Raw genomic sequence first — 21,626 nt, 5'->3', positions numbered from 1 at the left:
CTATTTCTAGCCCCTTATTATTTAACTATTATTGTATTTTCGCTTATTTGATATCCTGTAGGTGCATCATACATAGCTAATTTATACGTTCCTTGAGGTAAGCTATTTGATATATTTAATACTCTTGATGTAGATGTAGGCGTTCCAATTGTAGTTGCATCTCCTACCCAATCATAGTTACTAGTTAGTAGTCTAAAACTTAAATTACTATTTAAGTTTGTTCCACCTATTGTAAAATTTGTTCCCCTAGTAACAGTTGTTGGGCAAGATGTTATTGTTATACCACTTGTTACATCGAATGAAGAACTTGTTAATAAATTATCACTAGCATCATATAAATTAAGTGTAGCTAACCCATAGTTTCTAATTCCAGGTATTTTTACATTAATTACATCTGCATCTTGATATATTATTACACATTCATATATTGAATAATAATGGTCTTGTACTTTAATATGATCTACTAAATCAAGTCCAGATCCTGTCACAGAAAAGGTTTTAGATGTATTAACCAAAATCTTTGATGGGGCTATTCCATCTATTGTTATTGATGCTGCACTCGCTTGTTTAGTATTTACTATACCTAACCCCAATGTTAGTACCAATGTTAGTATCATTGCCATACCCTTTTTAAGTTTATTTTTCATATGCTAATTCCTCCTAATAATTTAATATTTTTGTGGACAAACATATTATACATCATAATTTTCATTTTTTTTGTCGGATTGTGGTAATTATTGAAATATTAAAAATAAACATACATCATCATGCAAGCCGGTACTGAGTACGCCTATAATATTGTAGACACTACATTAGCTCTACAGGCTGTCAAAAATAGTAACCAGCTACAAAAGCCAACTAAATATCTAATACTTCATAGTGATTTAGTATTCCGATATACAAGCTCCGATTTTAAAGAATATATAGAAAGCACTAAAATTATTAAACACTCATTTAGTGCCAAGGGTTGCCCATATGATAATGCTTGCATTGGATATATCACTCCTCAACAGAGTGAAGATTTGGCTAAAAAGGCTTCATAAAAAGTTCGACTTTTTATGTCTAAGATATTGACATAGATCCAATCTGCATTTTTGATAGGTACAATGTCCTTAGCTATGATTTAAACTTAATTAATACTAAAAGATTAATCTTATATCTTTATTAAATCATCACCTGCGGTGCTGAAATATTAACGACTTCAAAAGGAGATTTATACTCCCACTAAAGTTTTCTCTTTGTTACAGTATGGGATCCCCACTTATAGAAGTGGGAGACTTTCCTTTTGAAATGTCGTTAAACGTTATTTTAAATTAAGTTTAAAGTTAGTTTATAATAATTATTAGAGGCTTACTTTATTCCTATGACTAGTATATTTACTATACTAAGTATACTGATTTTTCATAGTCCAACCTTTTTTACTTCCCTTTGATATAAAGATGGTTTAGTAGTTCTCTCAGGTGTAGAGGTTTTATGAACCAGCTAACGATTTTCTCATAAAATAGCTAATCGTAAATTTTAGGTTTATATTTAAATTTTAAAATAGCTATTTTAATGAAAACACGAGCTTTATTATGTAGTTACCTAAGGTTTTTACCACAAGTGGTATTTGCTGGGATAGTTCTCCGGGGTCTTTTCTAGGGTCAAGTCTCACGGGTTTATGGGCGCTACTGAATTCTGCTCCATTACTGATTATACCTCACTGTACATTTGATCCTTTTACAATTTCAAATAACCTCTTGTTAAGATAAATCTTTTCCTTACCAACCATTTGAGATGATAGAAATCCTTCTTTTTCTAATGCTATTAAATAATCTGAAGCTATATTATAAAAGAGAAAATTGCTCACATCAATAGAACGTGAGCAATTTCTTCTCATGTTATATTAATAATTTCAGTTACATTTTAATAAATTACTTATCTTGTTTTTATCTTTATCCACTATCATTTTAAACGGTAACAGGCACGTACACGTCACCGCAAACATTCACATAGACGTACACGTACAGCCGTCCTAATTTTATGCTAAAAATTGTACCTAATTATGATGGAACTCAAAGAATTTCCGAGCTCATATCTACACAAATTACGGAGATTACTATACATGAGGCATGGACTGGTACTGCAAGATTACAATTATTCGATCATGCTATGGCGCCATTTAATGACCTACCTGTAAAAGAAATAGTATCCTGTTCTCATCTTCTTACGAGCTTAACCGGGGTACGGCAACATAGCCATCAAGCTAAGCCACATTAAATAATATTGGATTATCACCAACTACAATATTTTACCATTAATTTTTCATTTGTGAATTTAAATGGTGTATTTTAAGTGCATACTAGTATTCAAATAATTTCATGGCACGCCAAAAAAACCACTATATAGTGGGAATATTCGCAATTTTGTTAAATTGGTTTATGCTGCAACTTTAGCCTGCGATGATGTTAATTTATAACAAACTCCAAGAATATCAAAAACAGTTTTCTTATCCTTTTTATGAGATTTCAGACCATTCCTAACTACATTTTCAAATATTAATTTTAAGGTATTAAAAACTTTATTAGGGAATTTGATAAACTCAAAATATAGACTATCAATATATTCATGAACTATTTCACAAGTCTTAATTTCACTGGCTTCAAGGCCTTTATTTTCTAATGCTAAAGTCCTCATTTTAAACATTACAGCAGAACTTATGAGTAGCAAAATAAGTTTTCCATAAAGCTGACATTGAAACCGTTCTATTTTAACTAACTTTACAACATGTATACTAAATATGGATTTCCACGTTTTAAAAATTATTTCCACCTGCCATCTTAAGCTGTAAAACTCATGAACCTGTTTTGCGCTTAAAACTTCTTCTGTAATATTGGTTATATAAATAGATATTCCTAATAATTCAATAGTATTATCACTTTTTTCTATGCCCTTCTTTTTAGCATTCTTCACAGACTTTTCTGTTCTTTTTTTTAATTGATCATTTGTTAGTTTATATAAAATAAGCCTTGTTTTTAGCGTCTTTTCCTTACCTACATAGACATCCTTAATTTCATAACGGTCACCCTCGCCCATCTGTTTCATTATGTCAGAAATGTAGATTCTTTTAAAAAAGCTTGATTTTTTAGGGGAACCATTCTTATAGTACTCTATATCCTTATTTTCTATATATACTGCTATATTAGGTTTGAGTCTTGATATGTAAAATGCTTCTCTATCTTCTATATCCAAAAAATCTTCAAAATTGAAGTATCCAAGATCTCTTAAAATAAGATCACCAGATTTGATAGTATCTCTTATTTTGCTCCCAAAAGTATTGTCACTTCCCGAACCAGCTCCTACTTGTACATTAAGAAGATTTCCAGATTTCAATTCATATTCTAGTTGTATTTTTACACCTGAAGCTTGAGAGCAGCCGCCAGACCCAGGATAAATATCTTTATAGCTTTCCGGTACTTGAAAAGCAGTAGAATCAAGTATTCTTATTCGTTTGTAATGTTCATCCCATACACTTGGTATACAAGTATTATTCGTTATTGTTTGGAGCAACAGATTCTCAAAAATCTTCTTTAAAAATTCAACACATTTTTCATTTAAACGTTGATCTAATGCTTGATTAGAAATAATTATTCCTATTTTTGCACTAAGTTTTGTACATAAGGTAACAAGTGTATTATTCGCAACCTCTGCATCCATAAAACAGCATAAGCAAATGAATTCCCATGCGCAAATCTTACCTTTTCTTTTCACAAAACCTGTTTCTCTCGCAATTTCTTCAATCTCCTCTTTTGAAAAACATCTTTTAATTTCAGCTGCAAAATGTTTCATATCTTTATCCAATTTTAAGTTTTCTTCTATCATTTGTAAATTACCCCCATTGATGTGTTTTTATTATCTTTTAAATGATAACATTTTTACAAATGGGGGGTTTTATTTTTATAGAATTCTCTTAGCTTGATGGCTATGGGGAAACTCCATATCCCATCAATGGAACTGGAAAATTCCCAAATAGAGTAGAAATCAAAATAATTATAAAATAAATACCAATACTTACTGATAATAGTTTATATTTCTTTGGTGAAAAAAATATAAATGGCAATGGCAATATTGCAAGAGAAATAACCCCTAAATTAAGCCATATTATTCCCATATTTGCTACCAAACTAACTATTCCTTCAACGTAGGATACAGTTGGTAATCTATCTAAAAACATCCACGAAAAAATAATCAAAACAAAAAGTAACGCTACAACACAAGAACGAAAAATATTATTATTAGTCTTACTCCATAACAATATTATCATTGGAATAGCAAATGCAGTTAACATAGAAGCATCGGGCTGTAGAACAAGTAATATTGATATAACTATTGTAATAGCGGCTGAAAACCACCAATTTTTGATTTGTAATGCCCTCCATAAGTCTATCATTATAATAGGTAATACGATAACTGCAACATAAAACTTAATTGGTCCAATAGATACCCACCTATGAACTCCCCCTATTCCTGAATTAATAAAAGTTAAAAATAAAAACATTACCGCTATTAGAATAGAAATAGTACTTGTATTCTTTTTTACTTTAGATTCTTTTGATATTATAAAATAAGAAATTAATCCTGCTATTACTAAGCAAAAAATATTTTGTCCGAAAATATAGATTGGAACTTTATTGGTGTACATCGCTATTACACCAATAACTATTGATGGGGCTGCTATCAATAGTGGTATAGAATTCAGTAACCTCAATCTTTTCATCTTTAAATCTCCTTAAAAAACAAATATTAATTTTGAATTTTATATTGATGAACAATATCTTACAATTGTTTAACTATCGTAGAATTATGATTTATGAAACTTATAATATTGTGAAAAAGTGTTCTCCCCCTTCGAGGCATAATAAGAGGATAGGAAATTTCTCCGGAAGTGACTTGAAATAAGAAGTGCAGAAACATTAGAATTTCTTAATAGAATTTCACGTTTCAAACTCTTATTTCAAGGCACACAGGAGAAATTTTCTATCCTTTTTATAATATTTTTTCTAATCTGCTTTTTAAAATGCTAGATAGGATTCCAATAAAATACCCTGTAACAATAGCTGAAATTAATAAAACCGGTAAATACACGTATATTCTTAAATCATTAATTATAAAAGCAGCTACCAGTAGCTGACCTACATTGTGAAAAATAGATCCACAAACGCTTATTGTAGGTATACTTAAGAAATTCTTAAGATACTTGTAAAGCAATACCATTACTATATTACTTAGCAATCCACCTGCAATGCTAAACATAAAGGCTGACATGCTTCCTCCAAAAATAGAACCTAATAATGTTCTTAAAATCATTATTAAAAACGCTTCTTTCCACCCAAGTATTATTAATGCAACTAACGATATAGAATTAGCAAGCCCTAATTTTATTCCTGGAAATAGTACTGGAATTTGAGCCTCAATTAAATAAATAACTAATGCTATTGCAACTAGCACACTGAGTAAAACCATCCTTTTAATCTTTCCCATATTTTCACCTACATTTTTTTAATTTTAAAAAGTCCCGCCATCAATGTCTTTATTTGCTTTTCCTTCAATACTAATCATAAGTTTATTGGGTAGACATACAATCATCCCACCTGGCTCTGATATACTTCCACTTTTAACACACTCTTTATGTGCACAATCAGAATCTTTCATCTTAACACCATCATGAGTAAGTAGTATGGTATTATAATGGCCATGTTCTGTTTTTATAGTAAACTCTTGTGGCTCTTTTACCTTATTTAAATCAATAGTTCTAAGTACTTTGCCGGCGCTTTTAATAACCGCAATGTTTTCTGACCCTTTGATTGCGATTTTGTATATCGAAGCTACACTTAAAGTTATTACTACAATAATTAAAAGCATTATGAAAACTATCTTATCGCCCTTTTTCATAAATAAACTCCTTGTTTGTTAGATTAAAACTATCTTTTAGCCCTGCTGTAACGTATACTTTTTTATCCGCGGTAATAAAAATAGCATCTACACCTTTAATAGACTCTATCAATTTAATCCCTTTTTCAAGGCCCATTATATAAGTACTTGTAGATAGTGCATCTCCATCAATTGATTTATCTGATACTATAGTTGTACTTATAATACCGTTATTTGCTGGATATCCAGTCTTAGGATCAAATATATGATGATAACGCACACCATCCTTTATAAAATATCTCTCATAATTACCTGATGTAACCACGGATTTATCAGTAAAACTAACAGTTCCTAAGTATTGTCCACGCGTATCTAGTGGATTTTGTATTCCTATATTCCAGCTAGTTCCGTCTGGTTTACTTCCTACAGCATAAACATTACCGCCTAAATTTATAAGCGCACTGCTAATCTTATTATTTATTAAAACCTTCTTTATCTCATCAGCCGTATATCCCTTTGCTATAGAACCCAAATCTATAGCTTGACTCGCTCGCCTTAACTTGATAGTTGAATTTTTTTTATCTAGAATAATATCATTATAATCAACTAGCTTTAATTTTTCATCAATTTCATTTTTTGATGGAACTCTCTCCTTGTCAGTACCTATACCCCATAGCTTTACAATTGGTTCTATAGTTACATCAAGGTCACCTCCAGTTAATTTACCATATTTAATAGCTTCTTCTATTACGTAATATGTATCGGCACTAAGTTTCTCACCTGAAATCCCAGCTTTAGCATTTAATTTTGTAATTTCAGAAGTTTCAATATTAACAGACATTTTATCTTCTATATCACTTACCCTCTTTAATGCTTTCTCGCTTGCTTTTTCCGCGTTTCCACCATATACCTTTAATTGAACAATCGTGCCCATCAGGTAGGTCTCTTTTTCAACAGGTTTTGTGTTACCTTTGCAAGATGTTAAAAATATTGAAATGGACAATAATAATAATAGTATATGACATGTTTTACGTGAACCTTTTATGGTACATCACCACCCCTAGATTGTTTTTAAATACAATATACATTATAGCATATATATTTTAAAAATAACCTCTCTATATTGCTTGGAATATACATAAAAACACGTAAAAAGTTCTTTATGTCTTCGTAATTTTACAAACACTATTACAGATATAATAATGATTAGTATCAGACTTTTCAGAAATCTATAATCATTTTTCAACTTTATCAATTTAAACTGCATTAAAAAGAATAAAGGTATAGACTTAAAACTCTATACCCATTTTTGAATAATATTAAATTTATTTAATTCTAATAATCCCTTTGATCCCCATTTAAAATATTCTCTATTTCTACTGCTATTTCACGACCTTTTTTGTAAGAATTAAGCCTATCCTGTGGGATAGAGTCTTTATATCTGTCCTCACCTGAAAGAAAATCTACGATTCCTTTCTTTGCACTTGGCACATCTCCAACGTGGTCTATTCCATTAACTTCTCTTATTTTTGAATTGTCCATGAATATTCCTCCTTATATTTCTTAAAGATACCTAGTAATTTTTAATACTCCTGCATCTTTAATATTATAATTATAGACTTCCCAATTTGTAATTTTTAATGTATTAATATATTACTGGAGACTTACAAAAGTGTTTATTTTGCTTAAGATTGGTTATCTAAAATAATATAAACTTATATATAATTCTATAAATTGCATATATGATAAACATATGTTATACTAATTAAAATTTTATAGTATAATAGTTAAATAATTTCTAGGGGAGGGTACTTATGGAAGATAATCTTAAAGATATTTTAAGAAAAAATATGCTACATCAAAGAAAAAACATGAATATCCAGAATATAAGTGATTTTAGTAATAAAATTATAGGCACTATTATGGGGTTACCTGAATTTATAAACTGCAAAAATATCATGTTATACCTAAGTTTCAATAAAGAAGTGGATACATATCCTCTTGCCAAATGGTGTTTGGATAATGGCAAAACAGTAATTGCACCCTATTGTATACAATCTAATCGGGAAATAATACCTTTTAAAATAAATAATCTTACAAATGATCTTACTAAATCTAGTCTCGGTGTTATGGAGCCAAAACATGATTCATTAGAGAAAGTTAATATTGAGGATATAGATTTAATTATAGTTCCTGGCGTAGTATTTGATAAACATTGTAATAGGATAGGTTTTGGTGCTGGTTATTATGATAGATTTTTACCTAAAAAAACGAAACTTACTCCTACTATAGGCATAGCCTATGACTATCAAATAGTTGATAAAGTTCCCACTGGTGAATATGATGTGCCATTGGATTTCATAATCACTGAAAAAAGAATAATATTTCCCGAATAGCCAATTATAAATTTTTAAACAATTATATTATACTGATGTTGGAGGCGATCCCTTTGAAAAAAAGAATAGCTGCTTTGTTTGATATTGATGGTACTCTCTATAGGGAAGGTTTATTAACAGAGGTATTTAAAAAATTAATCAAAAGTGAAATAATAGAAAATGATAAATGGTACAAAGAAGTAAAACCCTATTACCTTAAATGGGATAAGCGAATAGGAAATTATGATAATTACCTTCTTAAAATGGCTGATATTTATACAGAAGCCATAATTGGACTTCATAGGTCTCAAATCGAGTTTATAGCTAAGCAAGTTATAAAGCAAAAAGGGGATAGAGTTTACACATACACTCGTGATAGAATTAAATGGCACAAAAGTCAGGGTCACTTAATTATTACCGTTTCAGGTAGCCCCATTGAACTTGTACGCGAAATGTCTATAAAATACGGTTTTGATGATTATATAGGAACAAAGTATATATTAAACGAAAATGATATTTACACTGGTGATATTATTCCTATGTGGGATAGTGTCAGTAAGAAAACTGCCATAGAAAATTTTGTTTGTAAATATAATATTGATTTGGATCAAAGTTATGCTTATGGGGATACTTCCGGAGATTACACCATGTTAAAGCTAATTGGTAACCCTACCACAATAAACCCCACTAAAGAATTATTACTAATGATTCTAGACGATGATGAATTAAAAGAAAAAATCAATATAATGCTAGAAAGAAAAGATGTGGTTTACAAGCTAAGACCAGAACACATTGAAATATAATATTTTCATCTAAAAAAATAATAAAGAGAATGGAAGTCCGTAACCTTCCATTCTCTTTATTATTTTTTGGTTGGAAATTTCTTTTTGGATACTACCGAATAAACAATCCATATGAGAAACAAAATCCCAATTGTTATATTTGTTATTATATCTTTTAATAAAGGTATCCCTTGTCCGAGGAAAGTACCAATTAGGATTATTCCTCCCATTGAAATTAGAATAACCTTATTTAATTTTATATATTCATCTAAATTTTCGCCCTTATATTTTTCACCTTGCTTCTTCTCAAAATTCAAGCCAGAAACAACAGCCGACGCACCCATCATAATAAATATAATAGTAAATACACTATCGCCTATACCCATTTGGACTACCCCCATTCTACTTATCTTTAAGAATAGTATATCATAAGTATAGATGAAGTTGAAAGCATGTAGGCAAGTGTCAGGTAGTAACTAAATAGTAAGTATGGAATTTCTCCGAAGTGACTTGCAATAAGAAACGTAGAAACTATTAAATTCTATTTATCAATTCTTCTTTTGCAACTATAATCCTCGTAAGACTACCAGGAAGACACACTTGAGAAATTGCATACCTTTTCTCCCTATATTTCTTTTAATAAATTTGCCATTTCTATTGCAGATACTGCAGCATCATATCCTTTATTACCTGCTTTTGTACCCGCTCTTTCAATAGCTTGCTCGATATTCTCAGTAGTAAGCACTCCAAAAATAACTGGAACTCCTGTTTCGAGTGATACAGATGCAATTCCTTTAGTTACCTCACCAGACACATATTCATAATGAGATGTAGCGCCTCTTATTACTGCTCCTAAACATATCACACCATCATACTTACCAGACTTAGCCATTTTCTTTGCAACTAAAGGTATTTCAAAAGCACCTGGCGCCCATGCAATTTCAATATTTTCTTCTGCAACGCCGTGACGTTTTAAACCATCTAGTGCTCCTGATAATAATTTCCCACCTATAAATTCATTAAATCTTGCTACTATAATTCCAAATTTTAAACCTTCTGCTATTAATTTACCTTCATACGTTTTCATTTCTATTCCTCCTATTAATTTAATATCTTGTTGTTTGCTTTAATGTGATTAACACTTACACTTGTTTAAAATCAAGTATATGTCCCATTTTTTCTTTTTTAGTTTGCAAATAAAACTTATCTTTTTCATTATGATTCATCACTATTGGTACTCTTTCAACTATGTCAATACCATAGCCTGAAATTCCTGTTATTTTTTTAGGATTGTTAGTCATGAGTCTTATCTTTGTAGCACCTAAGAGTTCCAATATCTGAGCTCCAATGCCATAATCTCTCATATCTACGGGGAAACCTAAAGCTAAATTTGCTTCTGCGGTATCCATTCCTTTATCTTGGAGATTATATGCCTTTAGCTTATTAATTAATCCTATTCCGCGTCCTTCCTGCCTCATGTAAAGCAAAATTCCATTTTTCTCTTTTGCTATTGCTTTCATGGCCGCATCATATTGTTCTCCACAATCACATCTCATAGAGCCTAGTGCATCTCCAGTAAGACATTCAGAGTGCACCCTAACAAGTACAGATTCACTACTTCTTACATCACCTTTAACTAATGCTACATGATGCTCTCCATTTATCTTATTGACAAATCCATAGATAATAAATTCTCCATATCTAGTTGGCATTTGTGCCTCCGTAACCATTTCTACAAGGCATTCAGTTTTTCTTCTATAAGCAATTAAATCTACTATGGTAATCATTTTCAAATCATGTTTTTTCACATAATCCATAAGCTCTGGCACCCTAGCCATTGATCCATCTTCATTCATAATTTCACAAATCACACCTGCAGGATATAATCCTGCAAGTCTTGCTAAATCAACTGCAGCTTCTGTATGACCACCCCTATTTAGTACGCCACCCTCTCTTGCTGCTAGAGGAAATACATGGCCTGGTCTATTGAAATCTTTTGATGAAGCCTCCGGATCTATCACCTTTAATATAGTAGTTGCCCTTTCTGCAGCTGATATTCCTGTAGTGGTAGTTACAGCATCAATAGAAACAGAAAATGCTGTTCCATGCACATCAGTATTATTTACAACCATTGGATTTATATTTAACTTATCTAATCTATCTTTAACTATAGGCATGCATATAAGTCCACGTGCATACTTAGCCATAAAATTTATGTTTTCCTGAGTAGCTTTCTCGGCTGCTATAATTAAATCTCCTTCATTTTCCCTATCTTCATCATCTACCACAACAACCATTTTTCCATTTTTAATATCTTCTAAAGCTTCTTCAATAGTATTAAATTTATACATTTTTCCACCCCTTAATCATCACTTCCGTGCTGTAATCATCACTTTCGTGCTATAATCATCACTTTTGGTGATGTAATATTATTTCTTGTGTCTACGACTGATGCCCTATACAAATCCATTTTTCTCGAGAAAATCCATACCAATAGATTCCTTTTCTTTTGGAGTTTCACCATATTTAAGTAGTTTTTCAATATACTTCGCCATCATATCACTTTCAAGGTTAACCTCGTCACCTATCTTTTTACTTATTAAAGTAGTTTCACCTTTTGTATGAGGTATAATTGATACTTTAAAAATGTTTTCATCAACATATGCTACAGTTAAACTAATACCGTCAATTGCTATTGATCCTTTATGTACAATGTACTTTAATATATCCTTTGTAGTTTCAACAGACACCCAAGTGGCATTTCCTTCGATGCACAACTCTACAATGATTCCTATTCCATCAATATGTCCACTTACTATATGGCCTCCTAACCTATCACTAGCCATTAATGCCCTTTCCAAATTGACATGAGAACCAGGTTTTAATTTTCCTAAATTACTACTTCTTATAGTCTCTGCCATTACATCTACACTGAAGCTATTTTTATTAAATTCTGTTACGGTAAGGCACACTCCATTTGTACTAACGCTGTCACCAATCTTTATTCCACACATAACCTTTGCAGCTTTTATGGCAATTCTCGCAGACCTCGCACCTTTTTCTATAGACTTTATTTCTCCAATTTCCTCAATTAACCCTGTAAACATCTATTCACCTCCTTTCTATGTTGCGATATAAATTATCATCATTGACTACTATCAGATGATAGTTTTCAATTAATCAACTTTCTTTACGTAACCTTCTATCATAATGTCTTCGTTAAATCTAGTTACTTCAGTATCCGTAAGCAAAATAGCATCACTCACATGTTCTATTCCCTGTCCTCCTACTGGAGTCTTACCTGTTGTTCCCCCAAATATTTTCGGAGAAATAAAAGTAATAACCTTATCAACGATGCCTTCTTCTAATGCAGAATAATTTAGAGTACTGCCACCCTCAAGCAGAATACTATCTATTCCCATATCACCTAGTACTCTCATTAAATATTCTAAATTCACCCGATTATTTTTACTCGGAGTTACAATAACCTCTGCACCTTTTTGTTTAATAGCTTCAATTTTAGTATCTTTCGCAAGTTTTGTTGTAACGATAATAGTTTTTGTATTATCATCACATTTTAATACCTTTGATTCTAAGGGTATTTTTGCCGTGCTGTCTATAATTATTCTTATGGGATTTATGCTAATTTTGCCTTCTCTTCTTGTAGTAAGTTCTGGGTCATCCTTTAATACAGTTCCAATTCCCACCATAATTCCAATTACCATTTGCCTTAATTCATGCACATATGCTCTAGATTTTTCATTACTTATCCACTTTGAATCACCAATCTCAGTTGCTATTTTTCCGTCTATTGTCATAGCAGTTTTCATGATACAAAATGGTTTTTTATGAGTTATGTATTTTATAAATATTTCATTTGTTTTCTTTATTTCAGTTTCCATTATGCCCGTAGTAACTTCTATACCGTTGTTTCTAAGAATTTCTATGCCTCTCCCTGCTACCATCGGGTTAGGATCTATCATTCCAATTACTACTTTAGATATTTTGTTTCGCACTATAGCATCAGCGCAAGGTGGCGTTTTACCATAATGCGAACAAGGTTCCAAAGTTACGTACATGGTTGCACCTTCTACATCTTCTTTGGCATTTTTAAAAGCATTTACTTCTGCATGTGGTCCACCAAAATATTCATGATACCCTTCACCGATTATCCTATTATCTTTTACAATAACAGCACCAACCAATGGATTAGGATTTACGAACCCCACCGCTTTTTTAGATAATTCTAGTGCTCTTCTCATATAATAATTGTCCAATTTATCACCCCTAATTCTATAATTATGGCGCCAATCTTCATAAGTATTTCTTTCTTAGTATGCATAACTTTGGTCAAATAAAATCATATATTTAACTAAAATAATAAAAGCCCTGAAAACAAAGTTTTCAGGGCTTAATAAACTAATTACATATCTAGTTAAATCATCACCTTGCGGTGCTGTTAAATCATCACCTTGCGGTGCTGTTAAATCATCACCTACTGGTGCTGTTTACTAAATATATTCACAATAAAATACAAAAGCAGTATTAACTATCTTCCATAGTTAATAAATGGAAATCTCCTATATTTATCATTATTCTCCTTCTCTCATCCAGACTTTACTGTCGGCTCTGGAATTAAACCAGATCTACCTATCGGCTCGCGGGCTATACCGCCGGTTGGGAATTTAACCCTACCCTGAAGGATCTATTAAATTTTCAACTTAAGAATACCACTTTGTTATTTTAGTGTCAAGCAAATTCTGTAAAAATAAACAATTAATCAGAATATTAGCTATAAACACTTTTAGAAGATTCATTTATATTTTCCACTGGAAAAGAGATTTATACTACTATGATTTTCCCATCTATTCTAAAAAAATTAATAAAATTTCTACTTGTAATGATTTTATATTTATATATAAGTTAATTAATGTTTAACTATTTTTATTTTACCACTTTACATAGTTAACGTAATAAAGTAATATTATATTTATAGGATTTATAAAGGAGTGTTAATAATGAAAATTAAATTTAACTTACTAATTGTGGCAATACTTTCAACCTCTATTTTAACTGGCTGCGGAAACACCCCCACAGCTGATAATTCTTTAAATGATATAAAAGATAAAAAAGAACTAATAATTGGTCTTGATGATAACTTTCCACCAATGGGATTTAGAGATAATAGCGGTGAAATTGTAGGTTTTGACATTGATATGGCTAAAGAAGTAGGCAAGCGAATGGGCGTTAAAGTAACCTTTAAACCAGTAGAATGGGACGGCATTATATTAAGTCTAAATAATAAAGATATTGATGCTATATGGAATGGATTAACAATGACAGATAAGAGAAAAGAACAAATTGCTTTTTCTAAAGTATACCTTCAAAATAAGCAAATAATAATTGTAAAAAACAAGTCAAGTATTTCTAAAAAAAGTGATTTAAATGATAAAATTGTAGGCCTGCAAATGGGTAGTAGCAGCGAAACTGCACTTACTAAAGATTCGCTGCTTACTAATTCACTAAAAGAGGCCAAGAAATATTCAAACAATACAGAAGCACTACTCGATTTAAACGCTGATCGTATTGATGCTGTTATAATGGATGAAGTAGTTGGCAGATACTATGCTAGTAAAAAACCTGGTGATTATAAAGTTCTTAATGAAAACCTAGGAGTAGAAGATTATGGCGTAGGTATAAGAAAAACTGATACAAACCTTACTGCAGAAATAAATAAACTACTAGTAGAAATTAAAAATGATGGAACTGCCAATACTATATCAAAGAAATGGTTCGGAAAAGATATAATTTATAAACAATAAATTTCTACTCAAATAATCATGAACTTATTCTGAAGGAGTGTTATATTTGGCTAATTATATAGACATTACAACTTATATTTTAAAAGGGAGCCTCTTTACAATTAAATTGTATTTTGCAACAATAATCTTTTGCATGCCACTTGGAATAATATGCGCACTAATTAAAGTCTCAAATTTAAAAATACTTAGTAAGATTGTGGACCTCTATACTTGGTTATTTCGCGGAACACCCTTACTTCTCCAACTGTTTTTTACATATTTCGGGCTACCTATTATTGGGATTAGATTTTCTCCTTTTACTGCAGCAGCTCTTACCTTTTCTTTAAATTACGGAGCTTATTTTACAGAAATATTCAGATCCGGTATTCAATCTATAGATAAAGGCCAATATGAGGCCGCTAAAGTGTTAGGCATGAATTATAGACAAACTATGTCAAAAATAATACTTCCCCAAGCCTTTAAACGTATAATTCCACCAACTTGTAATGAGGCAATTACTCTAATAAAAGATACTGCTTTAGTAGCCGCAATTGGATTACAAGATTTACTAAGAGCTGCTAGAGAAATTGTAACTAGAGATTTTACAATCACTCCTTTTTTTATTGCCGCAATAATATATTTAATCTTTACTTCTCTTATTGTGTTGGCTTTTAAAAAACTAGAAAAAAAATATTCAGTTTACGAATAAAGAAAAACCTGCTAAATGAAGGATGGTGCTACTATGGATTTACTCAAAATATGTAAAATAAATAAAAGTTATGATAAAACCCAGGTTCTAAAGAATGTATCTTTAAGTTTAAAAAAAGGCGAAGTAATATCAATTATCGGTCCTTCTGGCTCTGGAAAAAGCACTCTGCTTAGGTGCATAAGTCGTCTTGAGCATATAGATAATGGACTCATTGAATTTAATGGCGCAACTATTGCAGAATCTAAAAAGAAAATTAATAATATTGAATCAATTAATGCTGCTAAAAAAATAGGTATGGTTTTTCAAAACTTCAATCTATTCCCTCATAAAACCGTTCTTGAGAATATAATTGAAGCTCCTATTATAGTAAATAATATAGATAAGAAAGATGCTATAGACATTGCAGAAAAACTACTTTTAAAAGTGGATTTATTAGATAAAATAAATTCTTATCCTTGTACTCTTTCTGGTGGACAAAAGCAGAGAATTGCAATTGCTAGATGTCTTGCAATGAATCCAGAATTAATTCTTTTTGATGAACCAACTTCTGCATTAGACCCTGAACTAGTAAGCGAAGTGTTGAAGGTCATTAAATCTCTTGCCATTGATAAAATATCACTCATAGTAGTTACACATGAAATGCAATTTGCAAGAGAAATATCAGATAGAATTATTTTCATGGAAAATGGAGAAATACTAGATAACTCCGCTCCAGAATCATTATTTTCTAATTCTAACCATTCCAGAGTAAAACAATTTTTAAACCTTGCATAAAATAAGAGTGCAATCAGTATATCTATCATCCAAGAAGAATCTCTTGCGCTTCGGTGAAATGAAATCGAAGTGCGGTAACCCATAAATTCTTAAAATCAATGCTAGAGAAGACCTGCGGCCTATGAGTTCAAGCTATCCACATTATTTTCCGCAAGCTGTTTCTTATATAATAAAAATTAAAAATATGAAATCCACCCTTTATATAATTTATAAAAAATCAACTATACGAAGGACACTTTTTTCATGGCTTCTATGTCCAAATGCACAAATCAATTAATTATTAAATCACAATTTTCTAACATGTATTATATAATATTTAGAATCAATATATATAAAGGAGCATTACTGATCACAATTTCAATTAAATCTAAATACAATAAATTTTTGGCATCTTGGGGACTAATAAATTTTTATGGCCCTCTAACTTCAAGAAGATCAACATTTAAGGAAATTAATAACTACAATAACAAACAAAAACACCCAATCAAAATATCCGATATAATCATGATTAGAGGGTTTAATTAATATAAGATAAAAATGAGGATACTGATGTTATATGGAATGTATTAATAAGATTATCAATAACAGATAAGAGAAAATAAAAAAAACAGGAATTATTATCTACATGTTAACACGTAGATAATAATTCCTTCTTTCACTTATTTATTATGCTACTTAACATTTAATAATTAAATTAAGAGCTTGGTCTAAATCAGCAATAATATCCTCAACATTTTCAAGGCCTACTGCCAATCTTATTAAACCATCACTTATACCAGCTTCTAATCTTTCCTCTGGTGAATATGGTGAATGAGTCATTGAAGCAGGATGTTCAATTAAAGTTTCAGCATCTCCTAGACTAACAGCTATACTGCACAGTTCAGTAGAATTTATAACCTTTTTACCTTCTTCAATTCCACCTTTTATTACAAAAGCAATAATCCCGCCTGGAAGATCCATTTGTTTTTTTGATAATTCATATTGAGGAAAACTTTTAAGTCCTGGGTAATATACGTTTTCTACTGCTGGATGAGCTTCTAAAAATTCAGCTACAGCCATTGCATTTTTACAGTGTCTTTCCATTCTTATTTCTAGTGTTTTCATTCCTCTTATAATCAAAAATGCATCAAAAGGACTCAAACTAGCTCCAGTCATATCCTTAACACCAAATAATCTAACTGCATCAATAAATTCTTTAGATCCAACAGCAAAACCAGAAATTACATCACCGTGCCCATTTATAAATTTAGTTCCAGAGTGTACTACAACGTCTGCACCTAGTTCTAATGGTCTTTGTATGTATGGAGTACTAAATGTATTGTCAACTATAACCATACAATTTTCTTTTTTATGAGCAATCTTTGCTATTTCCTCAATATCTGTTATAAGTAATGTTGGATTTGCAGGTGTTTCTAAGAAAATAACTTTTGTATTTTCTTGCATAGCATTTCTAACATTTTCTGGATTTGAAACATCAACAAAAGTAACTTCAACACCATATCTAGAAATACCATGAGCCAAAAATGCATGAGTACAGCCATAAAGGGTTTGTGCTGCAATTATATGATCTCCAGCCTTTAATGCTGTCCACATAGTTGAAGATATAGCTCCTATGCCTGATGCCATAGACATACATGCTTCTCCGCCTTCAAGCATTGCCAATTTTTCTTCTAAAACTGTATTAGTAGGGTTCCCAAGTCTTGTATAAATATAGCCATCTTCCGTTCCTGCAAATCTATTTCCACCTTGCTGTGCTGAATCAAAAACAAAAGTGGCTGTTTGATGTATTGGAGTTGCCAATGCACCATATTGATCCTTCTTATTTCCACCATGTATAGCTTTAGTTGCAAATCCACTATTACGTAAATGTTCTCTATTCATTACAATTCCCCCTAAAGTAATTTTTTCTTTATATATAGATGTATACGTAACCACAGTGTCATTTATTACTAAAATATTTCAGTGTATTCAATTAGGCTTTACGACTTTATTCACATCCAAATCAATTTTATTTTTTTCATTACGTTTTTGAATTACTCCCCCTAAAATATCAAGAATTATGCCTACTAAAATTCCTATAGCGTACCCTATTAAGTCAATCCACGAAAATACATATCCTAATACCAATCCACCTAAAGTTGTTTTTCTGATATTATCTATCCAGTTAACATGATATAATTGGCTCATCTCAATAAGATAGCAAAATGATATTCCGATTAATGCAATTATCTTTGTTTTCATCTCTCTAAAAATAAAACCAAAAGCAATAAAAATCATCAACGCCCACAGAGCATCGCCCAAATATGTATTCAAAAAAGATGGTATGGCATTAGTCAACTTTCTTGAACATAATCCTAAAATAACTACAATTATTATCATGACCGAATACAATAACCTATTACGTTTGTAAGTCATACCTTGCCCTCTCTCTCCATATATTTACCATCCCCAAAAGCTTGAAAGCCAATAAAAAATCCTAGTTATTACTAACCCGGCTTCCTTTAAGCGGGCTAACATGAATAATCCTTTCTATTTTTATTAGTTTTTAGTTCCCATTTTAAGAAGATTGTGAAATAATAATATATTTTTTAAGCCCCCAATATTATATTAAATTTTTACTATAGCCATCAAAAACATACCAACATAAACATAACTGAATTATACTTAATATCATAAATTCCACAGTTGCCAAGTACCATTCCCCAAGGATTACTACTTGAGCAATAAGGCTCATAATTAATATGCCACCCATTACAGCAGACACAACCCACGACCTACTATTTCCTTTTCTAAAACTAAAGATTGCTGCTATAATATTTCCGACTCCAAATAATATCATTGCAATAATACCAGGAGTAACCCAGCTTTCAAATGGAACTTTTGATAGCCATTCTTTTGGATACTCACTAAATATTCCATTACTTGAACTTACCATCATTACTCCAATGCAAATAGCCCCTACTGCTAACATCAAGTCGTAAACACCTAATAAATTTTCTCTTATTTTTTTCATCTTATAATTCCTCCTGCTTACTCTATAATCTTTCTAGCTCTATATTTAGAATAATTAAATTCATACCAGGAATCGCCTTCTAATAACTCTTTCTTCACATTATTTATATAAGTATTTATCTCACTAGAAATGAAAGCATTAGAATCATCTTTTAGTCTTACTATCTCTGGAATAGCGTCATATGATAAAGTTTTTAGATACTGTACATCAATTTTCTGAGTTTTATAATATATGTCTATATTTTTTTCAGCAATTATTCTATCTACATTAATATAGTTCACTAATATAAACATACTCAAAACAATTACTATTAAAATCTTATTAAGCGGTATTCTTCTATTCCAAATGCCAATTACAGCTACTATAAATAACATAAATAACATTAGCATAAATATATGAACGAAAATCCTTAAATAAGTAAACCCATAAAATTGCTCATATAAAGACATCTTATAATGAGCTGAAAATAGCATGTTTAATGTAAATGCTACAAGCACGGTTAAAAATACATTGGATATCATGTTTATTGTCTTATTGTCCTTTTTAATAAATTTCATACTGCTTAGTAATATTGTAAAATTAATTATTGTAACAGCCACAAGCTCAAAGAACCCTTTTCGTGCGTATTCTGAATAAGTAAATTCGTGAGGAAGAAAATTATCTCCTCCACCATAAAGATAAGAAAACTGTACTATTGAAAATAAAAGATATACTATATTTATCATAAAAATAATTGTTAATACAGTAACTGGTTCCCATTGTATATCCTTCTTTTTATTTTCGCCCCAATCACAGCTATATTTAAAGCTCCATATATATGAAAATATAATTATGAAAGCTATGATAATAACTAATAAACTGCCTATGATTTTACCTATGCTTATATCCTTAAGTCCAATTGAAAAATTAGTTACATAGTCCCTGAATACCATATCTGCTGATGTTAATAAAACTAAAATAACAATTAATAATGGGATAGAAATAATTACTCCTCTTAATATATTTTTCTTTGTAGAACTTATTTCTTTTTTATTTCTCGTAGTTATACTACATTTACTAAATGTGAAAGGCTTACGAGCATTCTCTACAATAGCTTTAATAGCTATGCTAACCGCTTTCTTTATTACATCTGTACTATCCCATTTTATATTCTCATACCTAATTAATACTGTACTTACTCCAGTGAGTACCAATATCATAATCCCATTAAATAAGTTCAAAATATTATTAGAATGAATAGAATAATTTAATGCTATTAGCAATGTAGGAATAATGGCAATAAGTCCAATACTGTTTTTAACCCTAATCTTTTCTCTTACACTCCATAAAAAAAATCCCATAAACATAATGTAAAAAATAGGAATAGACACACCGATTTGTTTACCATTAAAAAATCTTTCACAAATTATTGATAAAATAAGTGCGATGCCCATAGTACATATTTTTTCATTCATACCAATTTGGGAATCTATATTTTTTATTTCTTTCATACGTTTTTTCTTTAATAATTGCATATTATTATACTTATAATCCGGATAAGAAAACAGTAAGTTTTCCACTGATTTCAACCAATTTTCACTATAATCTTGCTCTATACATTCTTCCACTAAAATTCTCAAATAATTTATAACACTTCTACGAAATTGTCCTTTTTCAGATAAAGAAATCCATTTAAGACCCTCCATCTCTAAATTATCTATAGGTTTTTCAATTTTTATTGGTGAAAAATCAAATTTATCATTTACACTTTCTATATTAACTAAATAAGTTTCTGTATCTAAACAAGACTGTGTATTAAGTTTAAAAACAACTTTATAAGGCATATTTATTTCCTCTGTAATCACGCGACCAATTGCATTATCAGCACTTTCCCATTCATTAATTGCTCCTTTTACAAAAAAATTAATAGGTTCTTTATTTTCTTTATGACCATATGCCATAAGAACCCTATCATCTTTTATAATAATAGCTTGCACAAACCTCTTCTCCATTATAAGTACCCCTCCGTAATTTTAATGTTCTACCCTGCATTCAAATATATTCCCTGATATGCATTTCAACTCTCTACAAATTCTATATTACTACTATATGAATTATTTATCAATATATTTTTATTGTTTTTCAATAAAAATATATTGATATGCATTTCTATTCAATTGTATAATTATATAATTATATAATTGTAAAATTGTAAACCATGAATAATATCTTACCCCTGTGTTAACAAATAATATAAATGTATCTTTTAATTGTAGATTTTGA

23 protein-coding genes, 1 pseudogene and 1 riboswitch are annotated in these 21,626 nt (G+C 30.5%); of the genes and pseudogenes, 7 read left to right on the top strand and 17 right to left on the bottom strand.

Features of this window, described 5'->3' with window-relative positions; translation table 11 throughout:
* Positions 1–17: 17 nt before the first annotated feature.
* A complete protein-coding gene (locus tag ACWJJ7_RS15945; protein WP_462962947.1) occupies positions 18–647 on the bottom strand; it encodes a hypothetical protein in 630 nt (209 codons plus the stop codon).
* 120 nt (positions 648–767) lie between these two features.
* Here ACWJJ7_RS15945 and ACWJJ7_RS15940 point away from each other — a divergent pair, with 120 nt between their 5' ends.
* Positions 768–1,043 carry a hypothetical protein gene (locus ACWJJ7_RS15940; protein ID WP_462962946.1) on the top strand — a complete coding sequence of 92 codons (276 nt, stop codon included), beginning with the start codon at positions 768–770 and terminating at the stop codon, positions 1,041–1,043.
* 656 nt (positions 1,044–1,699) lie between these two features.
* Here ACWJJ7_RS15940 and ACWJJ7_RS15935 read toward each other — a convergent pair.
* Positions 1,700–1,879, bottom strand: coding sequence for a hypothetical protein (locus ACWJJ7_RS15935; protein ID WP_462962945.1), 180 nt, complete (start codon positions 1,877–1,879; stop codon positions 1,700–1,702).
* Positions 1,880–2,010: 131 nt separating this feature from the next.
* Here ACWJJ7_RS15935 and ACWJJ7_RS15930 point away from each other — a divergent pair.
* Positions 2,011–2,259: pseudogene (locus ACWJJ7_RS15930) on the top strand (acetoacetate decarboxylase family protein); the annotation flags it as partial.
* Between the two features lie 159 nt (positions 2,260–2,418).
* On the opposite strand, the gene ACWJJ7_RS15925 reads toward ACWJJ7_RS15930, so the two are convergent.
* From ACWJJ7_RS15925 to ACWJJ7_RS15900, 6 genes are all read right to left on the bottom strand, one after another.
* Entirely contained in the window at positions 2,419–3,861 is a 1,443-nt protein-coding gene (locus ACWJJ7_RS15925; protein WP_462962131.1) for an IS4 family transposase, read from the bottom strand.
* 100 nt (positions 3,862–3,961) lie between these two features.
* Positions 3,962–4,756, bottom strand: coding sequence for a cell division protein (locus ACWJJ7_RS15920; RefSeq protein ID WP_462962944.1), 795 nt, complete (start codon positions 4,754–4,756; stop codon positions 3,962–3,964).
* Between the two features lie 269 nt (positions 4,757–5,025).
* Entirely contained in the window at positions 5,026–5,520 is a 495-nt protein-coding gene (locus ACWJJ7_RS15915; RefSeq protein ID WP_462962943.1) for a Gx transporter family protein, read from the bottom strand.
* Positions 5,521–5,544: 24 nt separating this feature from the next.
* On the bottom strand, positions 5,545–5,931 hold the full coding sequence (locus ACWJJ7_RS15910; RefSeq protein WP_462962942.1) for a NusG domain II-containing protein: 387 nt from the start codon (positions 5,929–5,931) through the stop codon (positions 5,545–5,547).
* The gene (locus ACWJJ7_RS15905; RefSeq protein ID WP_462962941.1) at positions 5,915–6,844 is read right to left on the bottom strand and encodes an FAD:protein FMN transferase; all 930 of its coding nucleotides are present in this window, start codon (positions 6,842–6,844) and stop codon (positions 5,915–5,917) included. Before ACWJJ7_RS15905 ends, ACWJJ7_RS15910 begins: the two co-directional genes overlap by 17 nt.
* A gap of 401 nt (positions 6,845–7,245) precedes the next feature.
* On the bottom strand, positions 7,246–7,452 hold the full coding sequence (locus ACWJJ7_RS15900) for a hypothetical protein (RefSeq protein WP_165411693.1): 207 nt from the start codon (positions 7,450–7,452) through the stop codon (positions 7,246–7,248).
* A 272-nt stretch (positions 7,453–7,724) separates the two neighbouring features.
* Between ACWJJ7_RS15900 and ACWJJ7_RS15895 the strand changes: the two genes are divergently transcribed.
* Both ACWJJ7_RS15895 and ACWJJ7_RS15890 read left to right on the top strand, forming a co-directional pair.
* Entirely contained in the window at positions 7,725–8,306 is a 582-nt protein-coding gene (locus tag ACWJJ7_RS15895) for a 5-formyltetrahydrofolate cyclo-ligase (RefSeq protein ID WP_462962940.1), read from the top strand.
* A 35-nt stretch (positions 8,307–8,341) separates the two neighbouring features.
* Complete coding sequence (locus ACWJJ7_RS15890; RefSeq protein ID WP_462962939.1) at positions 8,342–9,088, top strand: HAD-IB family hydrolase; 747 nt, start codon at positions 8,342–8,344, stop codon at positions 9,086–9,088.
* Between the two features lie 59 nt (positions 9,089–9,147).
* Here ACWJJ7_RS15890 and ACWJJ7_RS15885 read toward each other — a convergent pair whose 3' ends face one another.
* The 5 genes from ACWJJ7_RS15885 to ribD all read right to left on the bottom strand — a co-directional run bounded on the left by ACWJJ7_RS15885 (position 9,148) and on the right by ribD (position 13,344).
* The gene (locus ACWJJ7_RS15885) at positions 9,148–9,453 is read right to left on the bottom strand and encodes a hypothetical protein (protein WP_462962938.1); all 306 of its coding nucleotides are present in this window, start codon (positions 9,451–9,453) and stop codon (positions 9,148–9,150) included.
* Between the two features lie 239 nt (positions 9,454–9,692).
* The gene (gene ribH / locus ACWJJ7_RS15880) at positions 9,693–10,154 is read right to left on the bottom strand and encodes a 6,7-dimethyl-8-ribityllumazine synthase (protein WP_462962937.1); all 462 of its coding nucleotides are present in this window, start codon (positions 10,152–10,154) and stop codon (positions 9,693–9,695) included.
* A gap of 55 nt (positions 10,155–10,209) precedes the next feature.
* Positions 10,210–11,418: a bifunctional 3,4-dihydroxy-2-butanone-4-phosphate synthase/GTP cyclohydrolase II gene (locus tag ACWJJ7_RS15875; RefSeq protein ID WP_462962936.1), complete on the bottom strand. Its 1,209-nt coding sequence runs from the start codon at positions 11,416–11,418 to the stop codon at positions 10,210–10,212.
* A gap of 105 nt (positions 11,419–11,523) precedes the next feature.
* Complete coding sequence (locus tag ACWJJ7_RS15870) at positions 11,524–12,174, bottom strand: riboflavin synthase (protein ID WP_462962935.1); 651 nt, start codon at positions 12,172–12,174, stop codon at positions 11,524–11,526.
* A 69-nt stretch (positions 12,175–12,243) separates the two neighbouring features.
* Complete coding sequence (ribD, locus tag ACWJJ7_RS15865) at positions 12,244–13,344, bottom strand: bifunctional diaminohydroxyphosphoribosylaminopyrimidine deaminase/5-amino-6-(5-phosphoribosylamino)uracil reductase RibD (protein WP_462962934.1); 1,101 nt, start codon at positions 13,342–13,344, stop codon at positions 12,244–12,246.
* Between the two features lie 317 nt (positions 13,345–13,661).
* Positions 13,662–13,775, bottom strand: a riboswitch (FMN riboswitch).
* 310 nt (positions 13,776–14,085) lie between these two features.
* On the opposite strand from ribD, the gene ACWJJ7_RS15860 reads away from it, so the two are divergent.
* Genes ACWJJ7_RS15860 through ACWJJ7_RS15850 form a run of 3 tightly spaced genes read left to right on the top strand, consistent with a single transcriptional unit; the run spans position 14,086 to position 16,351 of the window.
* Positions 14,086–14,889 (top strand): amino acid ABC transporter substrate-binding protein, encoded by an 804-nt coding sequence (locus tag ACWJJ7_RS15860; protein WP_462962933.1) that lies wholly within the window; start codon positions 14,086–14,088, stop codon positions 14,887–14,889.
* A gap of 46 nt (positions 14,890–14,935) precedes the next feature.
* A complete protein-coding gene (locus ACWJJ7_RS15855) occupies positions 14,936–15,577 on the top strand; it encodes an amino acid ABC transporter permease (RefSeq protein ID WP_462962932.1) in 642 nt (213 codons plus the stop codon).
* A 33-nt stretch (positions 15,578–15,610) separates the two neighbouring features.
* Positions 15,611–16,351, top strand: coding sequence for an amino acid ABC transporter ATP-binding protein (locus ACWJJ7_RS15850; RefSeq protein ID WP_462962931.1), 741 nt, complete (start codon positions 15,611–15,613; stop codon positions 16,349–16,351).
* A gap of 675 nt (positions 16,352–17,026) precedes the next feature.
* Here the strand turns inward: ACWJJ7_RS15850 and megL are convergent.
* The 4 genes from megL to ACWJJ7_RS15830 form a co-directional block, all read right to left on the bottom strand.
* A complete protein-coding gene (gene megL / locus ACWJJ7_RS15845; RefSeq protein WP_462962929.1) occupies positions 17,027–18,232 on the bottom strand; it encodes a methionine gamma-lyase in 1,206 nt (401 codons plus the stop codon).
* An 87-nt stretch (positions 18,233–18,319) separates the two neighbouring features.
* A complete protein-coding gene (locus ACWJJ7_RS15840; RefSeq protein WP_462962928.1) occupies positions 18,320–18,766 on the bottom strand; it encodes a ribosomal maturation YjgA family protein in 447 nt (148 codons plus the stop codon).
* A 187-nt stretch (positions 18,767–18,953) separates the two neighbouring features.
* Positions 18,954–19,364: a hypothetical protein gene (locus ACWJJ7_RS15835; protein ID WP_462962927.1), complete on the bottom strand. Its 411-nt coding sequence runs from the start codon at positions 19,362–19,364 to the stop codon at positions 18,954–18,956.
* Positions 19,365–19,381: 17 nt separating this feature from the next.
* Complete coding sequence (locus ACWJJ7_RS15830; RefSeq protein ID WP_462962926.1) at positions 19,382–21,355, bottom strand: DUF4153 domain-containing protein; 1,974 nt, start codon at positions 21,353–21,355, stop codon at positions 19,382–19,384.
* Positions 21,356–21,626 lie beyond the last annotated feature (271 nt).

The sequence above is a fragment of the Clostridium sp. CM042 genome, assembly GCF_055080995.1.
Note: the sequence above shows the minus strand (reverse complement) of the source record. Positions and strands in the feature narration are given on the sequence as shown.

Coding starts and splice junctions, on each gene's coding strand:
- ACWJJ7_RS15925 (WP_462962131.1), bottom strand. CDS start 3,861: ATGATAGAAGAAAACTTAAAATTGGATAAAGATATGAAACATTTTGCA.
- ACWJJ7_RS15915 (WP_462962943.1), bottom strand. CDS start 5,520: ATGGGAAAGATTAAAAGGATGGTTTTACTCAGTGTGCTAGTTGCAATA.
- ACWJJ7_RS15940 (WP_462962946.1), top strand. CDS start 768: ATGCAAGCCGGTACTGAGTACGCCTATAATATTGTAGACACTACATTA.
- ACWJJ7_RS15850 (WP_462962931.1), top strand. CDS start 15,611: ATGGATTTACTCAAAATATGTAAAATAAATAAAAGTTATGATAAAACC.
- ACWJJ7_RS15835 (WP_462962927.1), bottom strand. CDS start 19,364: ATGAAAAAAATAAGAGAAAATTTATTAGGTGTTTACGACTTGATGTTA.
- ACWJJ7_RS15875 (WP_462962936.1), bottom strand. CDS start 11,418: ATGTATAAATTTAATACTATTGAAGAAGCTTTAGAAGATATTAAAAAT.
- ribH (WP_462962937.1), bottom strand. CDS start 10,154: ATGAAAACGTATGAAGGTAAATTAATAGCAGAAGGTTTAAAATTTGGA.
- ACWJJ7_RS15910 (WP_462962942.1), bottom strand. CDS start 5,931: ATGAAAAAGGGCGATAAGATAGTTTTCATAATGCTTTTAATTATTGTA.
- ACWJJ7_RS15885 (WP_462962938.1), bottom strand. CDS start 9,453: ATGGGTATAGGCGATAGTGTATTTACTATTATATTTATTATGATGGGT.
- ACWJJ7_RS15870 (WP_462962935.1), bottom strand. CDS start 12,174: ATGTTTACAGGGTTAATTGAGGAAATTGGAGAAATAAAGTCTATAGAA.
- ACWJJ7_RS15905 (WP_462962941.1), bottom strand. CDS start 6,844: ATGGGCACGATTGTTCAATTAAAGGTATATGGTGGAAACGCGGAAAAA.
- ACWJJ7_RS15935 (WP_462962945.1), bottom strand. CDS start 1,879: ATGAGAAGAAATTGCTCACGTTCTATTGATGTGAGCAATTTTCTCTTT.
- ACWJJ7_RS15890 (WP_462962939.1), top strand. CDS start 8,342: ATGTTGGAGGCGATCCCTTTGAAAAAAAGAATAGCTGCTTTGTTTGAT.
- ACWJJ7_RS15920 (WP_462962944.1), bottom strand. CDS start 4,756: ATGAAAAGATTGAGGTTACTGAATTCTATACCACTATTGATAGCAGCC.
- megL (WP_462962929.1), bottom strand. CDS start 18,232: ATGAATAGAGAACATTTACGTAATAGTGGATTTGCAACTAAAGCTATA.
- ACWJJ7_RS15945 (WP_462962947.1), bottom strand. CDS start 647: ATGAAAAATAAACTTAAAAAGGGTATGGCAATGATACTAACATTGGTA.
- ACWJJ7_RS15900 (WP_165411693.1), bottom strand. CDS start 7,452: ATGGACAATTCAAAAATAAGAGAAGTTAATGGAATAGACCACGTTGGA.
- ACWJJ7_RS15830 (WP_462962926.1), bottom strand. CDS start 21,355: ATGGAGAAGAGGTTTGTGCAAGCTATTATTATAAAAGATGATAGGGTT.
- ACWJJ7_RS15840 (WP_462962928.1), bottom strand. CDS start 18,766: ATGACTTACAAACGTAATAGGTTATTGTATTCGGTCATGATAATAATT.
- ACWJJ7_RS15895 (WP_462962940.1), top strand. CDS start 7,725: ATGGAAGATAATCTTAAAGATATTTTAAGAAAAAATATGCTACATCAA.
- ACWJJ7_RS15860 (WP_462962933.1), top strand. CDS start 14,086: ATGAAAATTAAATTTAACTTACTAATTGTGGCAATACTTTCAACCTCT.